Here is a 15462-nt window from a genome sequence, read left to right on the forward strand (position 1 = left end):
CTTAAAGCGTGTCAATGATGGCTTCAACCCATGAGCTTACTTGACCCCAGTTCTGGACAACATAAGCCACCACGCCACCAATCACGCATGTTGCAATAATCCCACCAATTTTGAAACGTGCTAAATGCTTTGTGATTAGGAATAACACAATCAAGGTAATGACTTGAACGACAATGGTTAGCCCCCAACTTTCAACACCGTCAAGTGTTGGCAAATTTGCGCTCCCTATGATGACCGTGTTCAACCAATTCATAAATACTCCTCCCCCTTATTGATAATTCAGTTCTTCAACAAAATAATTGCCTTCATTATTTTCGATTTTCATTTCCATGGAATTGACATGAGGAATGTTTGTCATTTCCTCACGAAAACGAATATCAACATCAACCTTAAACCCTGACTCCATTTCAGAAATCTCTACATTTAACAATTCATCAAATAAAAATGCGCCGTTCAAACTCTCGGGTTCTCTCATCATATACGCCAGTTCTTCTTTTTCTTCCGAAGCATATCTTTCAAAAAAGTTCACCAAAAAGGCTTGAATGGCTTCTTGTTCCGCACCTGTATATTCTTCTACATGTTCTTCAGGCACGTCTTGTTCGATGGAACCTTTCAACGAATACTCATCCGTAAAATAAGGCGTCGCAGCTACCGCAAAAACTTCACCATCCGTTACAACTGGAATATTTAACAATAACCTTTGGCTTGATTCCTCCGTTTCTTGCTCGTTTTCTTCATCTTCATCCGTTTCAGACTCATCTACATCTATGCGATTCGTGAACTGTACACGATATTGAAAAAGAGTATGATCTTCTTCATCTTTCACATCGAAAAGAGAATAGTCATCTAACATTCGTTCTCCTTCAATATCGGGCATTTGATAAAGCTCATGATTATCACTCATAAATTCCTCGGATTGAATCATGAAACTTTTCAATTCAGTTTTTCTTTCTTCTAATGCTTCACTTGAATTTTCTACATTCACGTAGTGTGAAATAAACCTTGATAAAAATTGTTCAGCACTCGGAATGGATATTTCTTCTTGCTGATCGGTTTCATCTTCAGAATAAAAATGAGCATTCGTTTCATTCAAAACAGAACGGGTATTTACACTCAGCAAGATGGTTAAAACTGAAATCAATAGAATACTCGCTAAAAGCGACCATACAACTACAGCGACTCGTTTTGAGTGGTCTTTTTTTATAAAACCCTTTTCTTTCCTTGGAACTTTAATTCGCTTTGTTCGTTCACGTATACGATGTTTCAAACTCTGTTTCCCTTTCTCATTTACCACTCGCTTCACTCCTTTCTAAAAAATCTAAAAAGGATGTTACTTGTCGTAACACCCTGGACGCAGATTCGTTTTCTGCATAGATTTTTTCTCTCGCCTTAGCCCCATCGGGTAAATAAGTGACTTTGTAAAATGAATAACGATACGTTGGGTAACCCGTTTTCCTTCTTCCTTCAACAACGAGCGAAGTACTTCTTGATAAATCTTTGATGAACACTTGATAAGATATGCCTACATTAAATCCTAATCGTTTAAAACGCTGATCTAGGGTAAGCATAAAAAAACACTAGCCCTTATCCGTTTGGTCTAGTGAAAGAAATTCAACATATTTGATTCCAGTGTCTTCAGAATTTCCGTCCTCTGGCGGGTCTTCATTTTCTAGCATTGCGAACCTTGCTGTAATGGTTTTATAGACATTTTCAACAAGTATACGGGCATCAATTGTAAACTGTTCATACACGTTAGAAGCTAAATTTCTAGCTTCCTCTTTTACTTGTTCGATAATTGTCGCCGCAATATCAATAATCCCGTAACGATCCAACTCAATTTCAAGATATGGACGATTGAGAACCTCTACTTGGTTCATGAAAACACTCTCCTTTTTTTATTCTTTTGCAGTTGTTCCTCCACAACCTCCACTTTCACCTGTAGTCCATCAAACACCTTGTCATAATGAAGATGAATACATCTTAATGCCTCTTTCGTGCTCATGAATAGGCTCTCGCTATGACAAGTCCAATCACCCCCTACATGACTTTCAATCATTAATCGATCCAAAGCACATTCCAGGCCATCATAAATCCCTATACAAACCTTACTCGAAGTTTTCAAACCATCACCTTCCATCACGATAAAACATGTACTTAATCCATTGAATGAAAAAGCCTGTATCTTCGTCTGCATCCTCACTCGACCACGCCACGTAACAAAAGAGATGAACTCGATTTCCTTCACGTCCTGGAACCTCTACAAAGAACTGTTCCCCTTCTTCCGCATATGCCCCTACCTCGATCGCTTTTTCTTTCACCTGATCCATATAGCTCATTAGCCCATGTCGTTCCAAGTCTTTAACCATGGCATTGCCCCAAATCCTAACCTCTTTCACAATGAACCCCTCACTTCCAACTATCTTCATAATGGTAGAAATCATATGAAATGAATTTTAGCTGCTCCACATCATCTTCAGGGGAATCTTCCATAATAGAAACCGTAAAATAAAAGCCATGATTCGCATCATGACTTTCAAAAGTTTCCGTTACAACAACAGGAAAACCCTCGCCATCTTCACAACCTGAACCCATCTCTAATGCTTGCTCAAAAACGGCATCGATGTGATTAGACAACCGCCTTCTTCGTAAATCTTCCTCTAATTGATTTTTGTTAAGAATGATTCCCGCCATTCCAAATCACCTTCCTCATTTGAAATTAAAAACCTTGGACGCTGTCCAAACCTGCAAGCTGAGCCAGCTTGAACACAACTTTTTAACCCCCAACCCCCGATTTCAATCGGGGGCTCCCTCGCCGGTAGGCAAGAAGAAAAAAGTGTTTTTCTTCAATGCCAAGAGGGTGTGAATCCGAAAATCTGTCAACGCATAAATTCCCTTCGGTCAGCCATTTATAGTTGACAGATACCATACTCACAGCATTTAATTTCGTTTTCAGGTATCCAATGGCTAACAAACCATATCCCCCACATCTGCAAGAAGAACATCAAGCATCTTTTCTTGTTTTGACGACATCTCTGCATTGACAACCATATCCGATAAATCTTGGGTTCCTAACACTCGATCAGCTTCTAAAACCATTTTCATCGTTGGCGCACAAGAATTTTGGAGCCACTTCCTGGACTTTTCATAAAAGTCATCTTCTGGCTTCATGAATAAACTCAAACGACCGACATCGCCAATAAAAGCTAACCAAAACTCACTCGTTTTCCATTGCTCCCGGGAAACCTTTTCGTTTGCATCCACAAAGCGAAGGTAATTATTGATGATCTGCATGGCAATGCTCAACAAGTCTCTGGATTCAATTAACGATTTAACCGCCATCTGCGCTCGATCATTTTTTAGCCTTAATTCATATCGGTTCCAATCACCAAATTCTTCTAATGGTACATTCAGCTTTTCCGCTTGTTCATAATTCTTCTCGTAGAAGCAAAGATACGCTTCCGACTTTTTGGAACCAAAATAAAGCGTGGTACCACCGTTGGTGCCGTCGGCAATGTCCAACGAACCGTTAAAATCTGATTTTCTGAACCGTGAAATGGCTTCGCCATTCTTCACTTTTTCGAGCAACATCGGAACAGCGAAATACGTTTTGCGATCATCCATCGCCAAGTCAAAACGGCTAAATTTACCACCGTGATTGATACAGTCTTGAAAGAAATCGAACCATGATTTCTTGCGCCATTTCAAAAACGTTTCGAACTGTCTGCATCCTTTCCCTGACATTTCAACGAGTATGCCTCGATTATCGCCAGGCTTTGAATAATAAACTTTTATAAAATCAAGTTGAAACGTGCCAATGTAGCCGTAGAAGCCTGATTCTAACTCCTGCATGTAGTCTTTTTGAAGATGAACAACGTTTTCCAGAATGAGATCCACATCATGTGTTTTGAACGATACTCGTAAATAGTCAACCATTGCTGTTAAAGGGTTTTCGTTTTCGTTTTCGATTACTACCCCCCTGTTAGCTAGGGGGGGTTCTTGTTGGGTCGTCATTCGCTTCGCTCACTCCTCCCATGTCTCCCGTTTCGGTCGCTACGCTGCCGCTGGCGACTGCCGTCGCCTGCGCTCCCTGCACTTCCGACACCGTACGCTCGATTTCCTGTAAGAAATCATATCCTCTGGGTACAAGTGGCGTGTAAAACTCCGAGATCAGAGAATTTCCTGTGTCTGCATAGCCCCGACCTTTGATATTCTTAAAGATAAATGTCTTGTCGGTATCGCCAAACATCATTCCGTAACCTGATTCAGACATTTTCCCTAACGCCACTCGAAAACTAAATTGATCTCGTATTCCATCCGCCAAATACTTCGCATCTGGACGCTGAGCAGCTAGGATTAAAAAATAGCCCATTTGCCGACCCAGCATCACCAATTGTTTCATGTATTCTAAAGCTTTCATTTGATCTTCACGTTTCAACATTTCCATAAAAGCTACATACTCATCAAAGACTATAAAAACAGGTGGTAACCCTACATCAGCATAGTTCCCACCTGTTTGATAATTAGGCATTTTCTTCATGTCCTCTGATCGCTGCAACATTTCTTTCACTGATTTACGCAGGGTCATCATGATACCTGTACTCTTCGAAAAGACAGTACCTTCTGGCATCACCGTTTCTAAATCAGCAAGATCAGAATTTTTTGGGTCTAAGACTCGCAGATCCGCACCTGATTTCAGTAATGCATCAATCATTGTCAGGATAAAATACGTTTTCCCTCCACCTGTACCACCCGCAATGAGCATGTGAGGTAATGAATCAAACTTCCATTCCACATGTTTCATTAATTTCATTGAACCGTTTTCTGCTTTCACTTCATCAATGGGGATACGGTTCTTTTGCACGTCATACAGAAACTTAAAACAAACAAAGTTCTCTTCGATTTCCCGTTCAACTAAATCACAATACAAACCATTCTCTAATTCTTCACCCAGTTCCAAAAAACGTTTTTGAAATCGGCTCATATCCATGGAAATTCTGACAAAAATATAACCCTTTTTCACTTGATAATACGAACGTGGAAAATAAGTGACTTTTGTTTTCGTCACCTTTTTATCATTCGGATTCCAAACCGATTCAGTGGTTACATTCTCCTTTTCGATAAAGCGATTTGAAATGAACATTCTTGCGATTTTTTGTTTGTGCCAAATACGTTTGAAACGTTCATAGAAACAAAAATAAGCCGTTGCTACAGCAACAAGACCAGTTACTAACGCTATACCAAGTCCTTTTCCTAATAACGCCCAATTCCATTCACTAACGCTACGCAACGTTTCCCACTGAAACCATTCATTTAAATTTACCAAGCCTTCTCTGTGATAAAAGGCAAGTGTTGCTAAAAACACAGGGATGAATATGGCTAACCCTGCTTGCAAGATCGCATATTGCATACTTGGCTTTATACGATGACCTCGATATTTCCATAGACGGCGCTTTATAAACTCCATTGTTTTGTATCACCTACCAATCAAGGGAACCTATAATCAACTTGCCCTGATACAATATCCCAGTAAACAATCATGGTTTCACCGTTTGTATCCGTGATTAAACGTCCATATGGGAAAAGTGGGCAGCTTTCAATCTCGATCTCACACATTATGAAATTTTCTTCAATCCAGCCAAGCACATCAGCTGAATGATCCATTTGCTCACCCCAAATATAAAAAGCGTGCCAGTTGTGTTCAGTAACTAGCACGCTTCCATTCTTTTACTTTTTATCTGCACCCGTACCCACTGGTTCTTTGGCAGTATCTTTGTCCGCATCCGCTTTCTTCCCGATTGAAGAGCCTTGACCGACTTCTATAATATCTTCAGCCTCTAATGTCCACACGACATTCGCAAAGTTCCCATTTGACTGCGCACGAGCTTTAATGATTGGATTTTTCAACTCGACAGGTTGCTGAAAATCAATTTCTTTGAGATCGACATACTCAGGTAAAGTCACTTCAATCTGTTCTTTTTGTGCAGAAGAACCAAGGTTATAAATACGTGATTCTAATATATTTGTACGCTCTCCTTTGTCACGATCAAAGTACATCTTTTCACGATCAAGCCCCATAAAAATTAAATTTCCAAAAGTAATCGCTGCATCTGGTTTAATTCCACTTTTAAATTTCATTTCTTTTTCCTCTCCTTATCAATTAAGTTATTTATAATTTCTGGCCAATTTTTATTAAAAGTATAGACCGCTCGGGAATCCAATCCGTCCTGGCGCTTATCAGCCGCTCCCATTCTATTGATCATCGCAACCTAGTAGGTTATGTTTATAACCATTAGCACGCATATTCTTACCTGCTACAGCATTTTCAAAAGTGCCTAGCTGTGTACACTTAATACTCACGCCATGTGACAATTTAAACAAAGTACGCTATAATAAAAGTTCCTAAGTTTTATATGGCGTGTCTGGCTTTATTGTCAGGTGCGCTTTCTTTCTATATATAATTTTCAAAGATCATTCACCCTTCACGTAATACTCGAACATTCAGCTTCCATGAATCACCACCTTAAAGTAATACATTTAGCGAATTAACTTACTTCTACAGTGCGTTTATAGATATAACGTTCTTCAAATTTTTCTTTATTCACTTTACCAGGAATAACCATATACCCATCTTGTTTCATTTCGGCATTCAATATCCTAATAATTTCATATGCCTTCGCTTGTTTGACTTTAAGAATCTTCTGGATATCATCAGGTGTTAAAAACTCATACATCATGAATATCACCTCCTAATGTTTATCTCTCTGTGTATATTGTTAGTTTAAGTGAACGTAAAGTTAAAGTCAACAGTTGTTTTAACTTTTTGTGTATTAATTTAACTAATAGTGCAATATCGCATAAAAATAATCTTATTGACAAAAATTAAGATATTTTCCGCTTCAAATGATAAAATAACTATAAAATTTAACGTTAAGTAGAATAGGTGATGATTAATGACCTTAAAGATGACTTTGGGGGAAAGACTTCGCTTGGCACGGATGCGCAAAAACTACACTCAAATAGAGGCCGCTAAAAAGTTAGATATCTCAAATAATGTCCTCTCTTCTTACGAGCGAGACGCTAGAGACCCAGATACAAAAATGCTAAGATCCCTTAGTGAATTGTATGATGTTTCTACTGACTTTCTCTTAGGGTTGACCGATTATCCCAGCAAAAACGGTTATGAAAAACAAACAAAATTAGATACAGCATTCGGTGAAGTAATTCAAGAAATAATTAGCGAGAACGATTCAAATATTTATATAGATCAAGGTAATTTAGATGAGGAAACAATAAAACTTGTTAAAAAAGCAATTAAAAACGGAATGAAATTTATTGATGAAATGAAACGTAGTGAAAACTAATATCGTAAAAAGAATACAACAACATGGAATTTTCATATATAATAGCAAAAAAAAACATATTTTCTAGCACAAAAACTTGTTTCAAGGAGTGGTATTATCTTTACCAATGAAGCGATCAAAGAGGAAGTACAGATGATCATAAGCCACTATCAAACAAATAACGTTTACGAACTATGCGATTATCTCCACATTAAAATTTTAAAAAACGATCTCGGACAGGCCACAGGGGTTCTTCATTATTACAATGCAATGCCATTAATCCATATTAATTCTAAAGCCAATTACAAAGACTACTATATTGCCTATATATTGGGTTATTTCTTCTTTAATTTTAACCCAGACCATTCTGTTCTTTTTGACAGATTAAACGATGAAAAATCCAATGTCTTCGCTTCAGAACTTCTTCTAACTGATGAATTACTTTTTACTGATTTAAATACGATTAAAAGTCTTACAATAGAAGAAATCGCAAATTTCTTTAACTTGCCAATTCATGCCATTCGGATTAAAATGAATGGAGTTCCAAATAGCAAGGTTATTTTTTCATATCTTTAAAACGAACATACGTTCTATAAGAGGTGATTAATATGGGAATAAGACGTTTAAATGACGGTCGTTTTCGTGCTGATGTTAGTGTTGGAATCGACCCTCTGACTAATCGAAGAAGACGGAAAACAAAAACTTTTGACTCTAAAAAAGAAGCTGAAGAATGGCAATCAAAAACAAAGCAATTGTATCACTCTAGAAAAGCTATTAGCGATCGTAAAATCAGCTTCACTGCTATAAAAGACCTTTATTTAGAGGAGTGCAAACTCCACAGCAAGCCTAACTATCTAAAGATACAGGAGTATACAATCAATAAGCATATTCTCGAGTCTTTTAAGAACTGTAATTTCAAGGAAGTAACATCATTTGATATTCGAGAATATCAACTAAAACTCATCAATTCTGGTTTAAGCGCAAAGTCAATTAACAACATCATGATTATTCTCAAACAGATTTTCGATAAAGCAGTTGAAGAACAAGCAATACAAACCAACCCTTGTAATACTGTAAAAAACCTCGCTTTGGATAATAAGAAAATGAAGTTTTGGACACCCGACCAATTTAAGCAATTCATCAACTTAATTGATGAAGAGGAATTTCTGTTTAAAACCTTCTATACCTTTAGTTATTTTACTGGTATGCGTTGTGGCGAAATATTGGCTTTAAATTGGAATGATATTGATAACTTCCGCGGAGAAGTCAACGTGTACAAATCACTCACGTATATCAACAAAGAAGTCATTATTACAAGACCTAAAACCAGTAACTCAATAAGACGGATCAGCATCAACTCAAAGCTTTTTAATTTGCTAGAATCATGGAAGGAAAGACAACAAAACCTGTTTGCTCAATTACGGATTCACCATTCAAATGACACACACATCTTTCAATACAGAGAAAAGCCACCGACAAAGGACATTTTTAGCCGAAGAATACAAACCATATGTAATCGAGGTGAATTGGAACCGATACGTCTGCATGATTTAAGGCACTCCCATGTGGCTCTGCTGATCCATCAAAGGGAAGATTATGCAACCATCAAAGAGCGCCTGGGGCATGCTTCAATTAAAACCACGATTGATGTGTATGGTCACCTATTTCCGAACAAACAACGAGAAACTGCAGACCGCCTAGATGACTTCTTTTAGGAAAATGGTGAATTTGTGGTGAATAAATCATTAAAAAACGCCCATCTCCATAACGGAAATGAGCGCATAAAAAAATACCAAAATCGCTGTAAGCGTTGGTATGACTGTGTTTATATATGGTGCGGTTGAGTGGACTTGAACCACCACGGGATTTAACTCCCACTAGGCCCTCAACCTAGCGCGTCTGCCATTCCGCCACAACCGCGTCTTGGTATAAATATGGTGCGGGTGGAGGGACTTGAACCCCCACGTCACAAGGACACTAGATCCTAAGTCTAGCGCGTCTGCCAATTCCGCCACACCCGCATGTGTGTAAATGTTACTTAGGCAAACTGTAATTAAAATGGCTGGGCCAGCTGGATTCGAACCAGCGCATCACGGAATCAAAATCCGATGCCTTACCGCTTGGCTATGGCCCACTATTCCATTATGTTTACAAGGATTGGATTTTCTATAAATGGCGGGCCTGACGGGAATCGAACCCGCGATCTCCTGCGTGACAGGCAGGCATGTTAACCGCTACACCACAGGCCCACTTATAAAAATTCTCTCTATTAACTTCTGCAAATGCAGCGTTTCCTATTCACTCGTTCAAGTGAAAATGGTGGAGGGTGACGGGATCGAACCGCCGACCCCCTGCTTGTAAGGCAGATGCTCTCCCAGCTGAGCTAACCCTCCGATAAATGGTGACCCGTGCGGGATTCGAACCCGCGTTACCGCCGTGAAAGGGCGGTGTCTTAACCCCTTGACCAACGGGCCATGCTTGTCTAATTCACAAAGTTTCAATGGCGGAGAAGGAGGGATTTGAACCCTCGCGCCGCTTTCGCGACCTACACCCTTAGCAGGGGCGCCTCTTCAGCCACTTGAGTACTTCTCCGAATGGCTCCACAGGCAGGATTCGAACCAGCGACCTACCGGTTAACAGCCGGTTGCTCTACCACTGAGCTACTGTGGAATGTTGTTTGCTTGTCCGTTCATTTCGTAACAGGCAAGTAATATCTTATCATGGTCGTTGTTGTTATGTCAACAACTTTTTTATGTAATTTTTGAAGTGTTGCTGTCGTTTTGTGTTTCTCTCTTGGCGACTTTTATAATATAGCACAGGCTATCAAATACCGTCAACGGTTTTCATTAACTTTTTTTAATTTCCCTTTACACCGTCCACAAACATACCGATTCACATCCATTTGCCGTTTGCGTCGATACGTTTGATTGCACTTCACACATTGGTAAAAATACTTATATACCAATGGTTTGTACGTTCCAGGGACAAGGTTACAATACCTGCTTCCTCCAACTTCATTCAACAACTGTTTGAAACTTGCGTCTTTATGTTGATAGCCTTTCCCTTCTATATGTAGGTGATAATGACAGAGCTCATGAAGGATGATCTTCTCAAATTCTTCAATCCCAAAGTGCTCCAATTGCTTCGGGTTCATTTCGATGTTGTGCGTATGTAACAAATAACGCCCACCTGTCGTTCTTAAGCGACGATTGAATGTGATCGTGTGACGAAATGGTTTATAGAAACGATCCTTTGATAACCGTTCCGTCCACTGTTGAAGTTCTTCATTTGTCATAACCACATCACCTCTCGAATTAACCGTCAACGTATACAAGCTAAAGAACATATACTAGTGAAACGCCTTCTGTGAATCTGATTTTACCACAAGGAGGGGAAAAGAATCATGCCTTATTGGCTTAGAAAGCAGCTTGAAAAAGCTTATTTCGAAAAAAACCACCATGAAATTGTCATGCTTAATCAATGCTGGTATTCATACCTCAGAAAAAACCAAGATACGTTCTTTCAATCATAACAATGAAGATAAAGAAGCCAAAGTTATCGTAACTTTGGCTTCTTTATTAGGATTGGACGGCTTTTTTAGGTGCTAACATCGTAAGCGCTATTCTGCCTTTTTTCTGGTCGACTTGTTCAACCCAAACAGTTACAATATCCCCAACTGCCACAACGTCTTGTGGATTTCTCACGAAGCGATCAGCAAGTTTGGAAATATGAACTAAACCATCTTGCTTCACCCCGATATCAATGAAGGCCCCAAAGTCGACGACGTTCCGCACGGTTCCTTCAAGTTCCATGCCCTCTTCTAAGTCTTCCATAGCCATGACACCTGATTTCAAGATCGGCTTAGGCATATCTTCTCGTGGGTCACGATTCGGGCGAATTAACGCATCAAGAATGTCATTTAACGTCATTGAACCGACGTCTAAGCTTTCTGCGATCTCGGTACGATTTAGCGATTGTAGCTTTTCTTTTGTATCGGCTTTACCCAATGTTTGAACGTTAATGTTCATGTCTTTCAGTAATTTACGTGTCACCGTGTAGCTCTCTGGGTGAATTGGTGTTTGATCAAGTGGATCTTCACCTTCAATAATACGCAGGAAACCTGCGGCCTGCTCATACGTTTTCGCACCTAGTCTAGGCACATTCTTCAAATCCTTACGCGTGCGATACTGCCCATTCTCTTCACGATACGTCACGATCAATTGAGCAACCTTCTGATTAAGACCTGCAACGTATTGTAGCAAACTTGAAGAAGCAGTATTTACATTGACCCCAACGAGGTTTACCGCAGACTCAACGACAAAGTCAAGGCTTCCTGAAAGCTTGCCTGTTTGTACGTCATGTTGATATTGACCGACCCCAATTGATTTTGGATCAATTTTAACGAGTTCAGATAACGGGTCTTGTAGTCTCCTTGCAATGGAAATGGCGCTTCGCTCTTCAACTTCTAATTGCGGGAATTCTGATCTCGCTTGATCTGAAGCTGAGTATACACTTGCTCCTGCTTCGTTCACAATTAAATAGTGAAGCTCCAATTGCTGATCTGCAATCACATCGGCAATAAACGCTTCTGTCTCTCTTGAAGCCGTCCCGTTTCCGATAGCAATCATATCGACCTTGTACTTTTGTACCCACTGCGTCACTTTCTTCGCAGCATTAGCGGTGTCATTTCTTGGTGGTGTTGGATATATGACTCCTGTGTCCAATACTTTTCCAGTTCCATCAACAACGGCAAGTTTACATCCTGTTCGGTAGGCAGGGTCTACACCGAGCACGACCTTATTAAGAAAAGGTGGTTGCAGCAAGAGCTGTTTTAAGTTCCCTGAGAAGACCTGGATTGCTTTATCTTCAGCAGTATCAGTTAATTCATTACGAATTTCTCGCTCAATGGACGGTGCAATCAATCGTTTGTAACTGTCAGCAATTGCTTCTTTCATATAATCAACAGCAGGAGAACCGAAGCGTTTGATGATTTGCTTTTCCATTAATTCCTCAATTCGCTCCCGCTGAACATCAATCGTCACTTTCAAGACATTTTCTTTTTCTCCACGATTTACTGCAAGTACGCGATACGATGGGATGTTTTTAATTCTTTCTTCGAATTCATAATACATTTCAAAGACACTTTCTTCGTCTTCTGCATTTTTCTTCATTGATGTTTTTAACGTACCATTTGAATACGTAAATGTACGGATTTTCTGACGGATGGTTGCTTCATCAGAAATCCACTCAGAAATAATATCTAAAGCACCAGCAATAACAGTGCCTACATCGTTTAATTCATGCTCTTCACTTAAGTAGCCGTTTGCTTCTTCTTTTACATTCATCTCCTTAGGATGCTCGTAAATTCGCTTAGCAAGCGGTTCTAGCCCCTTCTCTTTCGCAATCGTCGCACGTGTGCGTTTCTTTTGCTTATATGGACGATAAAGATCTTCTAACGTTTGTAACTTTCTCGCCTCATGTATGTTCTTCGATAATTCAGGCGTTAATTTATCTTGTTCGTCAATTAAGCGATAGACTTCTTGCTTTCGATCTTCCAATTGGTTCTCGTATTGGAAAAGATCTAAGATTGCTTTTATGTTTGTTTCATCGGCATTTCCTGTTTGCTCTTTACGATAGCGAGCAATAAATGGAATTGTATTGCCTTCCTCACTAAGCTGAATAATCGCATTCGTATACTTTTCATTTACCCCTGTGCTTATTGCAATTCTGGATACAATCTCTTCTTGGCTCGTAGACTTGAACATGTCCATTGCCTCCTCCGGCTGAGTCACTATACTTTGTACTTTACCATATTTTTGAAAGCAAAAAAAAAAACGCAACGTCGCTCGCTGCGTTTCAATGTACATAACCTGACACTATTGTCACATCATCTTTATCAATAGCCATCTCTTCTTTCAACCGTTCAACGACGGCTGTCGGTGAAAGGCGAGAAGCTTGAAGTTCATAGCGATGCGTTTGCTTTGAAACTCCATCAGAATGTAAAAGGAAGCCGACGTTTTGTTTAAAACTAAAATGATGAACACGAGCCTTAAAAGATCTACCTGAGAGAAAACCTGTCGTTGGGATAATTCTCATGACATCCTTTTGATCGATCATCAATAAGCATTCAACATTGCCGATATTCCCACACGTAATCTGATTTCGCTCATAGTCAATTCGAATGACAGTTAGTACGACTCCGCGCTCATGAGCGAGCGCTTGATTAACGTTCGCGAATAATTCTTCCATCGGAGCATCAAAGTGCTTCTCAATGACGTTCATCGCAAGTTCCGATGAACGCCTAGCACTTTTGCCACTCCCAAGGCCATCTGCAAGCGCAGTGAGAAAGTAACGATCGGTTTCAACAGTAATAAACATATCACCACAAACTGGATTGCCGCCTTTTCCGGCTTGAAATGCTGCAGTTACTGCATTCTCATATTGTTCCTCGATTATTTTTCCCATTCAATAACACTCCGATGGCTCAACACGAATGGATTCGCGTAGCTTTTGCAAAGCTCTTCGTTGAAGTCTTGAAACGTGCATTTGAGAGATGTTAAGCAAATCGCCAGTTTCTTTCTGGCTTAAGTTATCAAAATACGTGCATTTAAGAATTTCCTTCTCGCGGTCAGTGAGTACAGCAAATGCTTTCTCAAGCAACAACTGCTGGTCTGTTTGTTCAAACCCTTCATCGTGGCTGCCGACCAAATCTAGAAGTGTGACGGCACTTCCTTCTGAATCAGCTTCGATTGATCGATCGACAGATAATGCTTGATAACTCTTACCCATCTCCATCGTCTCTAACACTTCTTCTTCCGTCACTTCTAACCGAGCAGCGATTTCGTTCACGAGCGGCGAACGTTGCAGTTCCGTTGTAAGCTCTTCAACCGCCTTCTTAATTCGCGGTCCAAGCTCTTTAATTCTTCTTGGTACGTGCACACTCCACGTTTTATCTCGAATAAAACGCTTAATCTCTCCGACAATTGTTGGTACAGCAAATGATTCAAACGAGCGATTAAAAGAAGTGTCATAGCGTCGTAAAGCTGCCAGTAAACCGATCATCCCGACTTGGTAAAGGTCATCGTCGTGACCTTGCCCTCGGGAAAACTTACGAGCTAATGACTGGACAAGCGACTCATAGTGCAAGACGAGCTTCGTTTGGACTTCTTCGTCTGCGCCAGCTTGATATTGCGCTATTAAGTCATAAATTGGCTCTTCAGCCTTAGTTGTTGGCTGTCGTTTCGACTCCATCGGCACCTTGAGCCACCTCATCCCTCTGTACGAACTTCTTCATTGTGATCGTTACACCATTATCTTGCGTAATTTCAACCTCGTCCATCAATGTTTCAATAAGGAAGAGCCCAAGGCCTCCTTCCTGTAACTCCTCAATTGGCTTGTTAGCATCAACAGGCCCATTTGACTTAGCAAGCGTCTTCTTCTCCGTTCCTTCATCTGAAACTTGGATTTGAAGATAATCATTACACAGATCGAACTTCACTTTAATATCGCCGCTTCCGTCCTTGTAAGCATGATCAACGACGTTCGTACATGCTTCTGCCATCGATACTTTAATGTCTTCAATTACATCGTAAGAATAGCCTACCCGGTTCGCAATCCCTGATGCGGTTAAGCGGAGGATTCCAATATATTCTGCTTTCGCAGGTACGCTCATTTCTATGCTGTCATTCTTCGAGCTCATTGATTGGCCCCCTCTTTTTCGTCGATGTCCATAACCTCATCTAGTCCTGTAATTGAGAAGAGCCGTTTTACGCGACTGTTTAAGGAAACGATCTTGAATTGCCCCTCATGACTATGCGTATCTTTAAGTGCACCTACAAAAATTCCGAGTCCCGTACTATCAATATAGTCTACACCTTCAAGATCAACGACTGTAATGCCTTGATCTCTTGATGTTAATTGTGATAATGCCTCTTTAAGTTGCGGTGCTGTATAAGCGTCAATTTCTCCTGCGACATATAACTTCTTAGCATTAGCTGCCTTCATATCCTCTGTTCTTAAATCAAGTTTCATAACGTTATTCCCCTCCCCGATCAATCGTACGAAATATATAATGAATACAAATTTATCTTATGATAAATAAAAACGGCCCAAGGCCGCAGTT

Annotated in this window: 21 protein-coding genes and 8 tRNA genes; 4 read left to right on the forward strand and 25 right to left on the reverse strand. The window is 40.0% G+C overall.

All coding sequences use genetic code 11. From position 1 onward, the window contains the following. Position 1: 1 nt before the first annotated feature. From JOD17_RS17120 to xis, 11 genes are all read right to left on the reverse strand, one after another. On the reverse strand, positions 2-253 hold the full coding sequence (locus JOD17_RS17120) for a hypothetical protein (RefSeq protein ID WP_204699207.1): 252 nt from the start codon (positions 251-253) through the stop codon (positions 2-4). 15 nt (positions 254-268) lie between these two features. Next, complete coding sequence (locus JOD17_RS17125; protein ID WP_204699208.1) at positions 269-1294, reverse strand: conjugal transfer protein; 1026 nt, start codon at positions 1292-1294, stop codon at positions 269-271. Continuing rightward, entirely contained in the window at positions 1284-1568 is a 285-nt protein-coding gene (locus JOD17_RS17130) for a hypothetical protein (protein ID WP_204699209.1), read from the reverse strand. The genes JOD17_RS17125 and JOD17_RS17130 overlap by 11 nt, the downstream gene beginning before the upstream one ends. Positions 1569-1577: 9 nt before the next feature. Beyond that, positions 1578-1877: a hypothetical protein gene (locus JOD17_RS17135; RefSeq protein WP_204699210.1), complete on the reverse strand. Its 300-nt coding sequence runs from the start codon at positions 1875-1877 to the stop codon at positions 1578-1580. Positions 1878-2126: 249 nt separating this feature from the next. Beyond that, on the reverse strand, positions 2127-2396 hold the full coding sequence (locus JOD17_RS17140; protein ID WP_204699211.1) for a hypothetical protein: 270 nt from the start codon (positions 2394-2396) through the stop codon (positions 2127-2129). A 10-nt stretch (positions 2397-2406) separates the two neighbouring features. Continuing rightward, entirely contained in the window at positions 2407-2691 is a 285-nt protein-coding gene (locus JOD17_RS17145; protein ID WP_204699212.1) for a hypothetical protein, read from the reverse strand. A gap of 273 nt (positions 2692-2964) precedes the next feature. Further along, positions 2965-4011, reverse strand: coding sequence for a replication initiation factor domain-containing protein (locus JOD17_RS17150; RefSeq protein ID WP_204699214.1), 1047 nt, complete (start codon positions 4009-4011; stop codon positions 2965-2967). Then, positions 3980-5464 carry an FtsK/SpoIIIE domain-containing protein gene (locus tag JOD17_RS17155; protein ID WP_239575679.1) on the reverse strand — a complete coding sequence of 495 codons (1485 nt, stop codon included), beginning with the start codon at positions 5462-5464 and terminating at the stop codon, positions 3980-3982. Before JOD17_RS17155 ends, JOD17_RS17150 begins: the two co-directional genes overlap by 32 nt. A 20-nt stretch (positions 5465-5484) precedes the next feature. Continuing rightward, positions 5485-5661, reverse strand: a complete 177-nt coding sequence (locus JOD17_RS17160; RefSeq protein ID WP_204699216.1) for a hypothetical protein — start codon at positions 5659-5661, stop codon at positions 5485-5487. A 63-nt stretch (positions 5662-5724) separates the two neighbouring features. Further along, complete coding sequence (locus JOD17_RS17165) at positions 5725-6135, reverse strand: YdcP family protein (RefSeq protein WP_204699218.1); 411 nt, start codon at positions 6133-6135, stop codon at positions 5725-5727. Positions 6136-6542: 407 nt separating this feature from the next. Continuing rightward, positions 6543-6734: an ICEBs1 excisionase gene (xis, locus tag JOD17_RS17170; RefSeq protein WP_239575680.1), complete on the reverse strand. Its 192-nt coding sequence runs from the start codon at positions 6732-6734 to the stop codon at positions 6543-6545. Positions 6735-6950: 216 nt separating this feature from the next. Between xis and JOD17_RS17175 the strand changes: the two genes are divergently transcribed. From JOD17_RS17175 to JOD17_RS17185, 3 genes are all read left to right on the forward strand, one after another. Further along, entirely contained in the window at positions 6951-7361 is a 411-nt protein-coding gene (locus JOD17_RS17175) for a helix-turn-helix domain-containing protein (RefSeq protein WP_239575681.1), read from the forward strand. A gap of 132 nt (positions 7362-7493) precedes the next feature. Then, positions 7494-7916, forward strand: a complete 423-nt coding sequence (locus JOD17_RS17180; RefSeq protein WP_204699226.1) for an ImmA/IrrE family metallo-endopeptidase — start codon at positions 7494-7496, stop codon at positions 7914-7916. Positions 7917-7948: 32 nt separating this feature from the next. Beyond that, positions 7949-9055, forward strand: coding sequence for a site-specific integrase (locus JOD17_RS17185; RefSeq protein ID WP_204699228.1), 1107 nt, complete (start codon positions 7949-7951; stop codon positions 9053-9055). 117 nt (positions 9056-9172) lie between these two features. Here the strand turns inward: JOD17_RS17185 and JOD17_RS17190 are convergent. The 9 genes from JOD17_RS17190 to JOD17_RS17230 form a co-directional block, all read right to left on the reverse strand. Then, a tRNA-Leu gene (locus JOD17_RS17190) sits at positions 9173-9260 on the reverse strand. A gap of 15 nt (positions 9261-9275) precedes the next feature. After that, positions 9276-9361 (reverse strand) — tRNA-Leu (locus JOD17_RS17195). A 38-nt stretch (positions 9362-9399) separates the two neighbouring features. After that, positions 9400-9474 (reverse strand) — tRNA-Gln (locus JOD17_RS17200). Between the two features lie 39 nt (positions 9475-9513). Further along, positions 9514-9589, reverse strand: a tRNA-Asp gene (locus JOD17_RS17205). Between the two features lie 68 nt (positions 9590-9657). After that, positions 9658-9733: transfer RNA gene (locus JOD17_RS17210), tRNA-Val, on the reverse strand. A gap of 6 nt (positions 9734-9739) precedes the next feature. Next, positions 9740-9814 (reverse strand) — tRNA-Glu (locus JOD17_RS17215). Between the two features lie 27 nt (positions 9815-9841). Further along, positions 9842-9932: transfer RNA gene (locus JOD17_RS17220), tRNA-Ser, on the reverse strand. A gap of 3 nt (positions 9933-9935) precedes the next feature. Next, positions 9936-10010: transfer RNA gene (locus JOD17_RS17225), tRNA-Asn, on the reverse strand. Between the two features lie 163 nt (positions 10011-10173). Further along, complete coding sequence (locus JOD17_RS17230; protein WP_204699230.1) at positions 10174-10635, reverse strand: SprT family protein; 462 nt, start codon at positions 10633-10635, stop codon at positions 10174-10176. A gap of 108 nt (positions 10636-10743) precedes the next feature. On the opposite strand from JOD17_RS17230, the gene cmpA reads away from it, so the two are divergent. Next, complete coding sequence (gene cmpA / locus JOD17_RS17235; protein WP_152549492.1) at positions 10744-10872, forward strand: cortex morphogenetic protein CmpA; 129 nt, start codon at positions 10744-10746, stop codon at positions 10870-10872. A gap of 46 nt (positions 10873-10918) precedes the next feature. Here the strand turns inward: cmpA and JOD17_RS17240 are convergent, their stop codons facing one another. The 5 genes from JOD17_RS17240 to JOD17_RS17260 form a co-directional block, all read right to left on the reverse strand. After that, positions 10919-13105, reverse strand: a complete 2187-nt coding sequence (locus JOD17_RS17240; RefSeq protein ID WP_204699232.1) for a Tex family protein — start codon at positions 13103-13105, stop codon at positions 10919-10921. A 91-nt stretch (positions 13106-13196) separates the two neighbouring features. Then, complete coding sequence (locus tag JOD17_RS17245) at positions 13197-13805, reverse strand: SpoIIE family protein phosphatase (RefSeq protein ID WP_204699234.1); 609 nt, start codon at positions 13803-13805, stop codon at positions 13197-13199. Beyond that, complete coding sequence (sigB, locus tag JOD17_RS17250) at positions 13806-14591, reverse strand: RNA polymerase sigma factor SigB (RefSeq protein WP_204699236.1); 786 nt, start codon at positions 14589-14591, stop codon at positions 13806-13808. Then, positions 14563-15039: an anti-sigma B factor RsbW gene (rsbW, locus tag JOD17_RS17255; protein WP_204699237.1), complete on the reverse strand. Its 477-nt coding sequence runs from the start codon at positions 15037-15039 to the stop codon at positions 14563-14565. Before rsbW ends, sigB begins: the two co-directional genes overlap by 29 nt. Further along, positions 15036-15371, reverse strand: coding sequence for an STAS domain-containing protein (locus tag JOD17_RS17260; RefSeq protein WP_042420389.1), 336 nt, complete (start codon positions 15369-15371; stop codon positions 15036-15038). The genes rsbW and JOD17_RS17260 overlap by 4 nt, the downstream gene beginning before the upstream one ends. Between the last annotated feature and the right edge of the window lie 91 nt (positions 15372-15462).

The sequence above is a fragment of the Geomicrobium sediminis genome (assembly GCF_016908595.1).
Taxonomy (GTDB): domain Bacteria; phylum Bacillota; class Bacilli; order Bacillales; family Marinococcaceae; genus Geomicrobium_A; species Geomicrobium_A sediminis.

Bases quoted from the DNA above. Each gene is read 5' to 3' on its own strand.
- JOD17_RS17130 (WP_204699209.1), bottom strand. From the start codon at position 1,568: ATGCTTACCCTAGATCAGCGTTTTAAACGATTAGGATTTAATGTAGGC.
- JOD17_RS17245 (WP_204699234.1), bottom strand. From the start codon at position 13,805: ATGGGAAAAATAATCGAGGAACAATATGAGAATGCAGTAACTGCAGCA.
- xis (WP_239575680.1), bottom strand. From the start codon at position 6,734: ATGATGTATGAGTTTTTAACACCTGATGATATCCAGAAGATTCTTAAA.
- sigB (WP_204699236.1), bottom strand. From the start codon at position 14,591: ATGGAGTCGAAACGACAGCCAACAACTAAGGCTGAAGAGCCAATTTAT.
- rsbW (WP_204699237.1), bottom strand. From the start codon at position 15,039: ATGAGCTCGAAGAATGACAGCATAGAAATGAGCGTACCTGCGAAAGCA.
- JOD17_RS17185 (WP_204699228.1), top strand. From the start codon at position 7,949: ATGGGAATAAGACGTTTAAATGACGGTCGTTTTCGTGCTGATGTTAGT.
- JOD17_RS17150 (WP_204699214.1), bottom strand. From the start codon at position 4,011: ATGACGACCCAACAAGAACCCCCCCTAGCTAACAGGGGGGTAGTAATC.
- JOD17_RS17120 (WP_204699207.1), bottom strand. From the start codon at position 253: ATGAATTGGTTGAACACGGTCATCATAGGGAGCGCAAATTTGCCAACA.
- JOD17_RS17145 (WP_204699212.1), bottom strand. From the start codon at position 2,691: ATGGCGGGAATCATTCTTAACAAAAATCAATTAGAGGAAGATTTACGA.
- JOD17_RS17230 (WP_204699230.1), bottom strand. From the start codon at position 10,635: ATGACAAATGAAGAACTTCAACAGTGGACGGAACGGTTATCAAAGGAT.
- JOD17_RS17260 (WP_042420389.1), bottom strand. From the start codon at position 15,371: ATGAAACTTGATTTAAGAACAGAGGATATGAAGGCAGCTAATGCTAAG.
- JOD17_RS17175 (WP_239575681.1), top strand. From the start codon at position 6,951: ATGACCTTAAAGATGACTTTGGGGGAAAGACTTCGCTTGGCACGGATG.
- JOD17_RS17155 (WP_239575679.1), bottom strand. From the start codon at position 5,464: ATGGAGTTTATAAAGCGCCGTCTATGGAAATATCGAGGTCATCGTATA.
- JOD17_RS17165 (WP_204699218.1), bottom strand. From the start codon at position 6,135: ATGAAATTTAAAAGTGGAATTAAACCAGATGCAGCGATTACTTTTGGA.
- JOD17_RS17180 (WP_204699226.1), top strand. From the start codon at position 7,494: ATGATCATAAGCCACTATCAAACAAATAACGTTTACGAACTATGCGAT.
- JOD17_RS17160 (WP_204699216.1), bottom strand. From the start codon at position 5,661: ATGGATCATTCAGCTGATGTGCTTGGCTGGATTGAAGAAAATTTCATA.
- JOD17_RS17135 (WP_204699210.1), bottom strand. From the start codon at position 1,877: ATGAACCAAGTAGAGGTTCTCAATCGTCCATATCTTGAAATTGAGTTG.
- JOD17_RS17240 (WP_204699232.1), bottom strand. From the start codon at position 13,105: ATGTTCAAGTCTACGAGCCAAGAAGAGATTGTATCCAGAATTGCAATA.
- cmpA (WP_152549492.1), top strand. From the start codon at position 10,744: ATGCCTTATTGGCTTAGAAAGCAGCTTGAAAAAGCTTATTTCGAAAAA.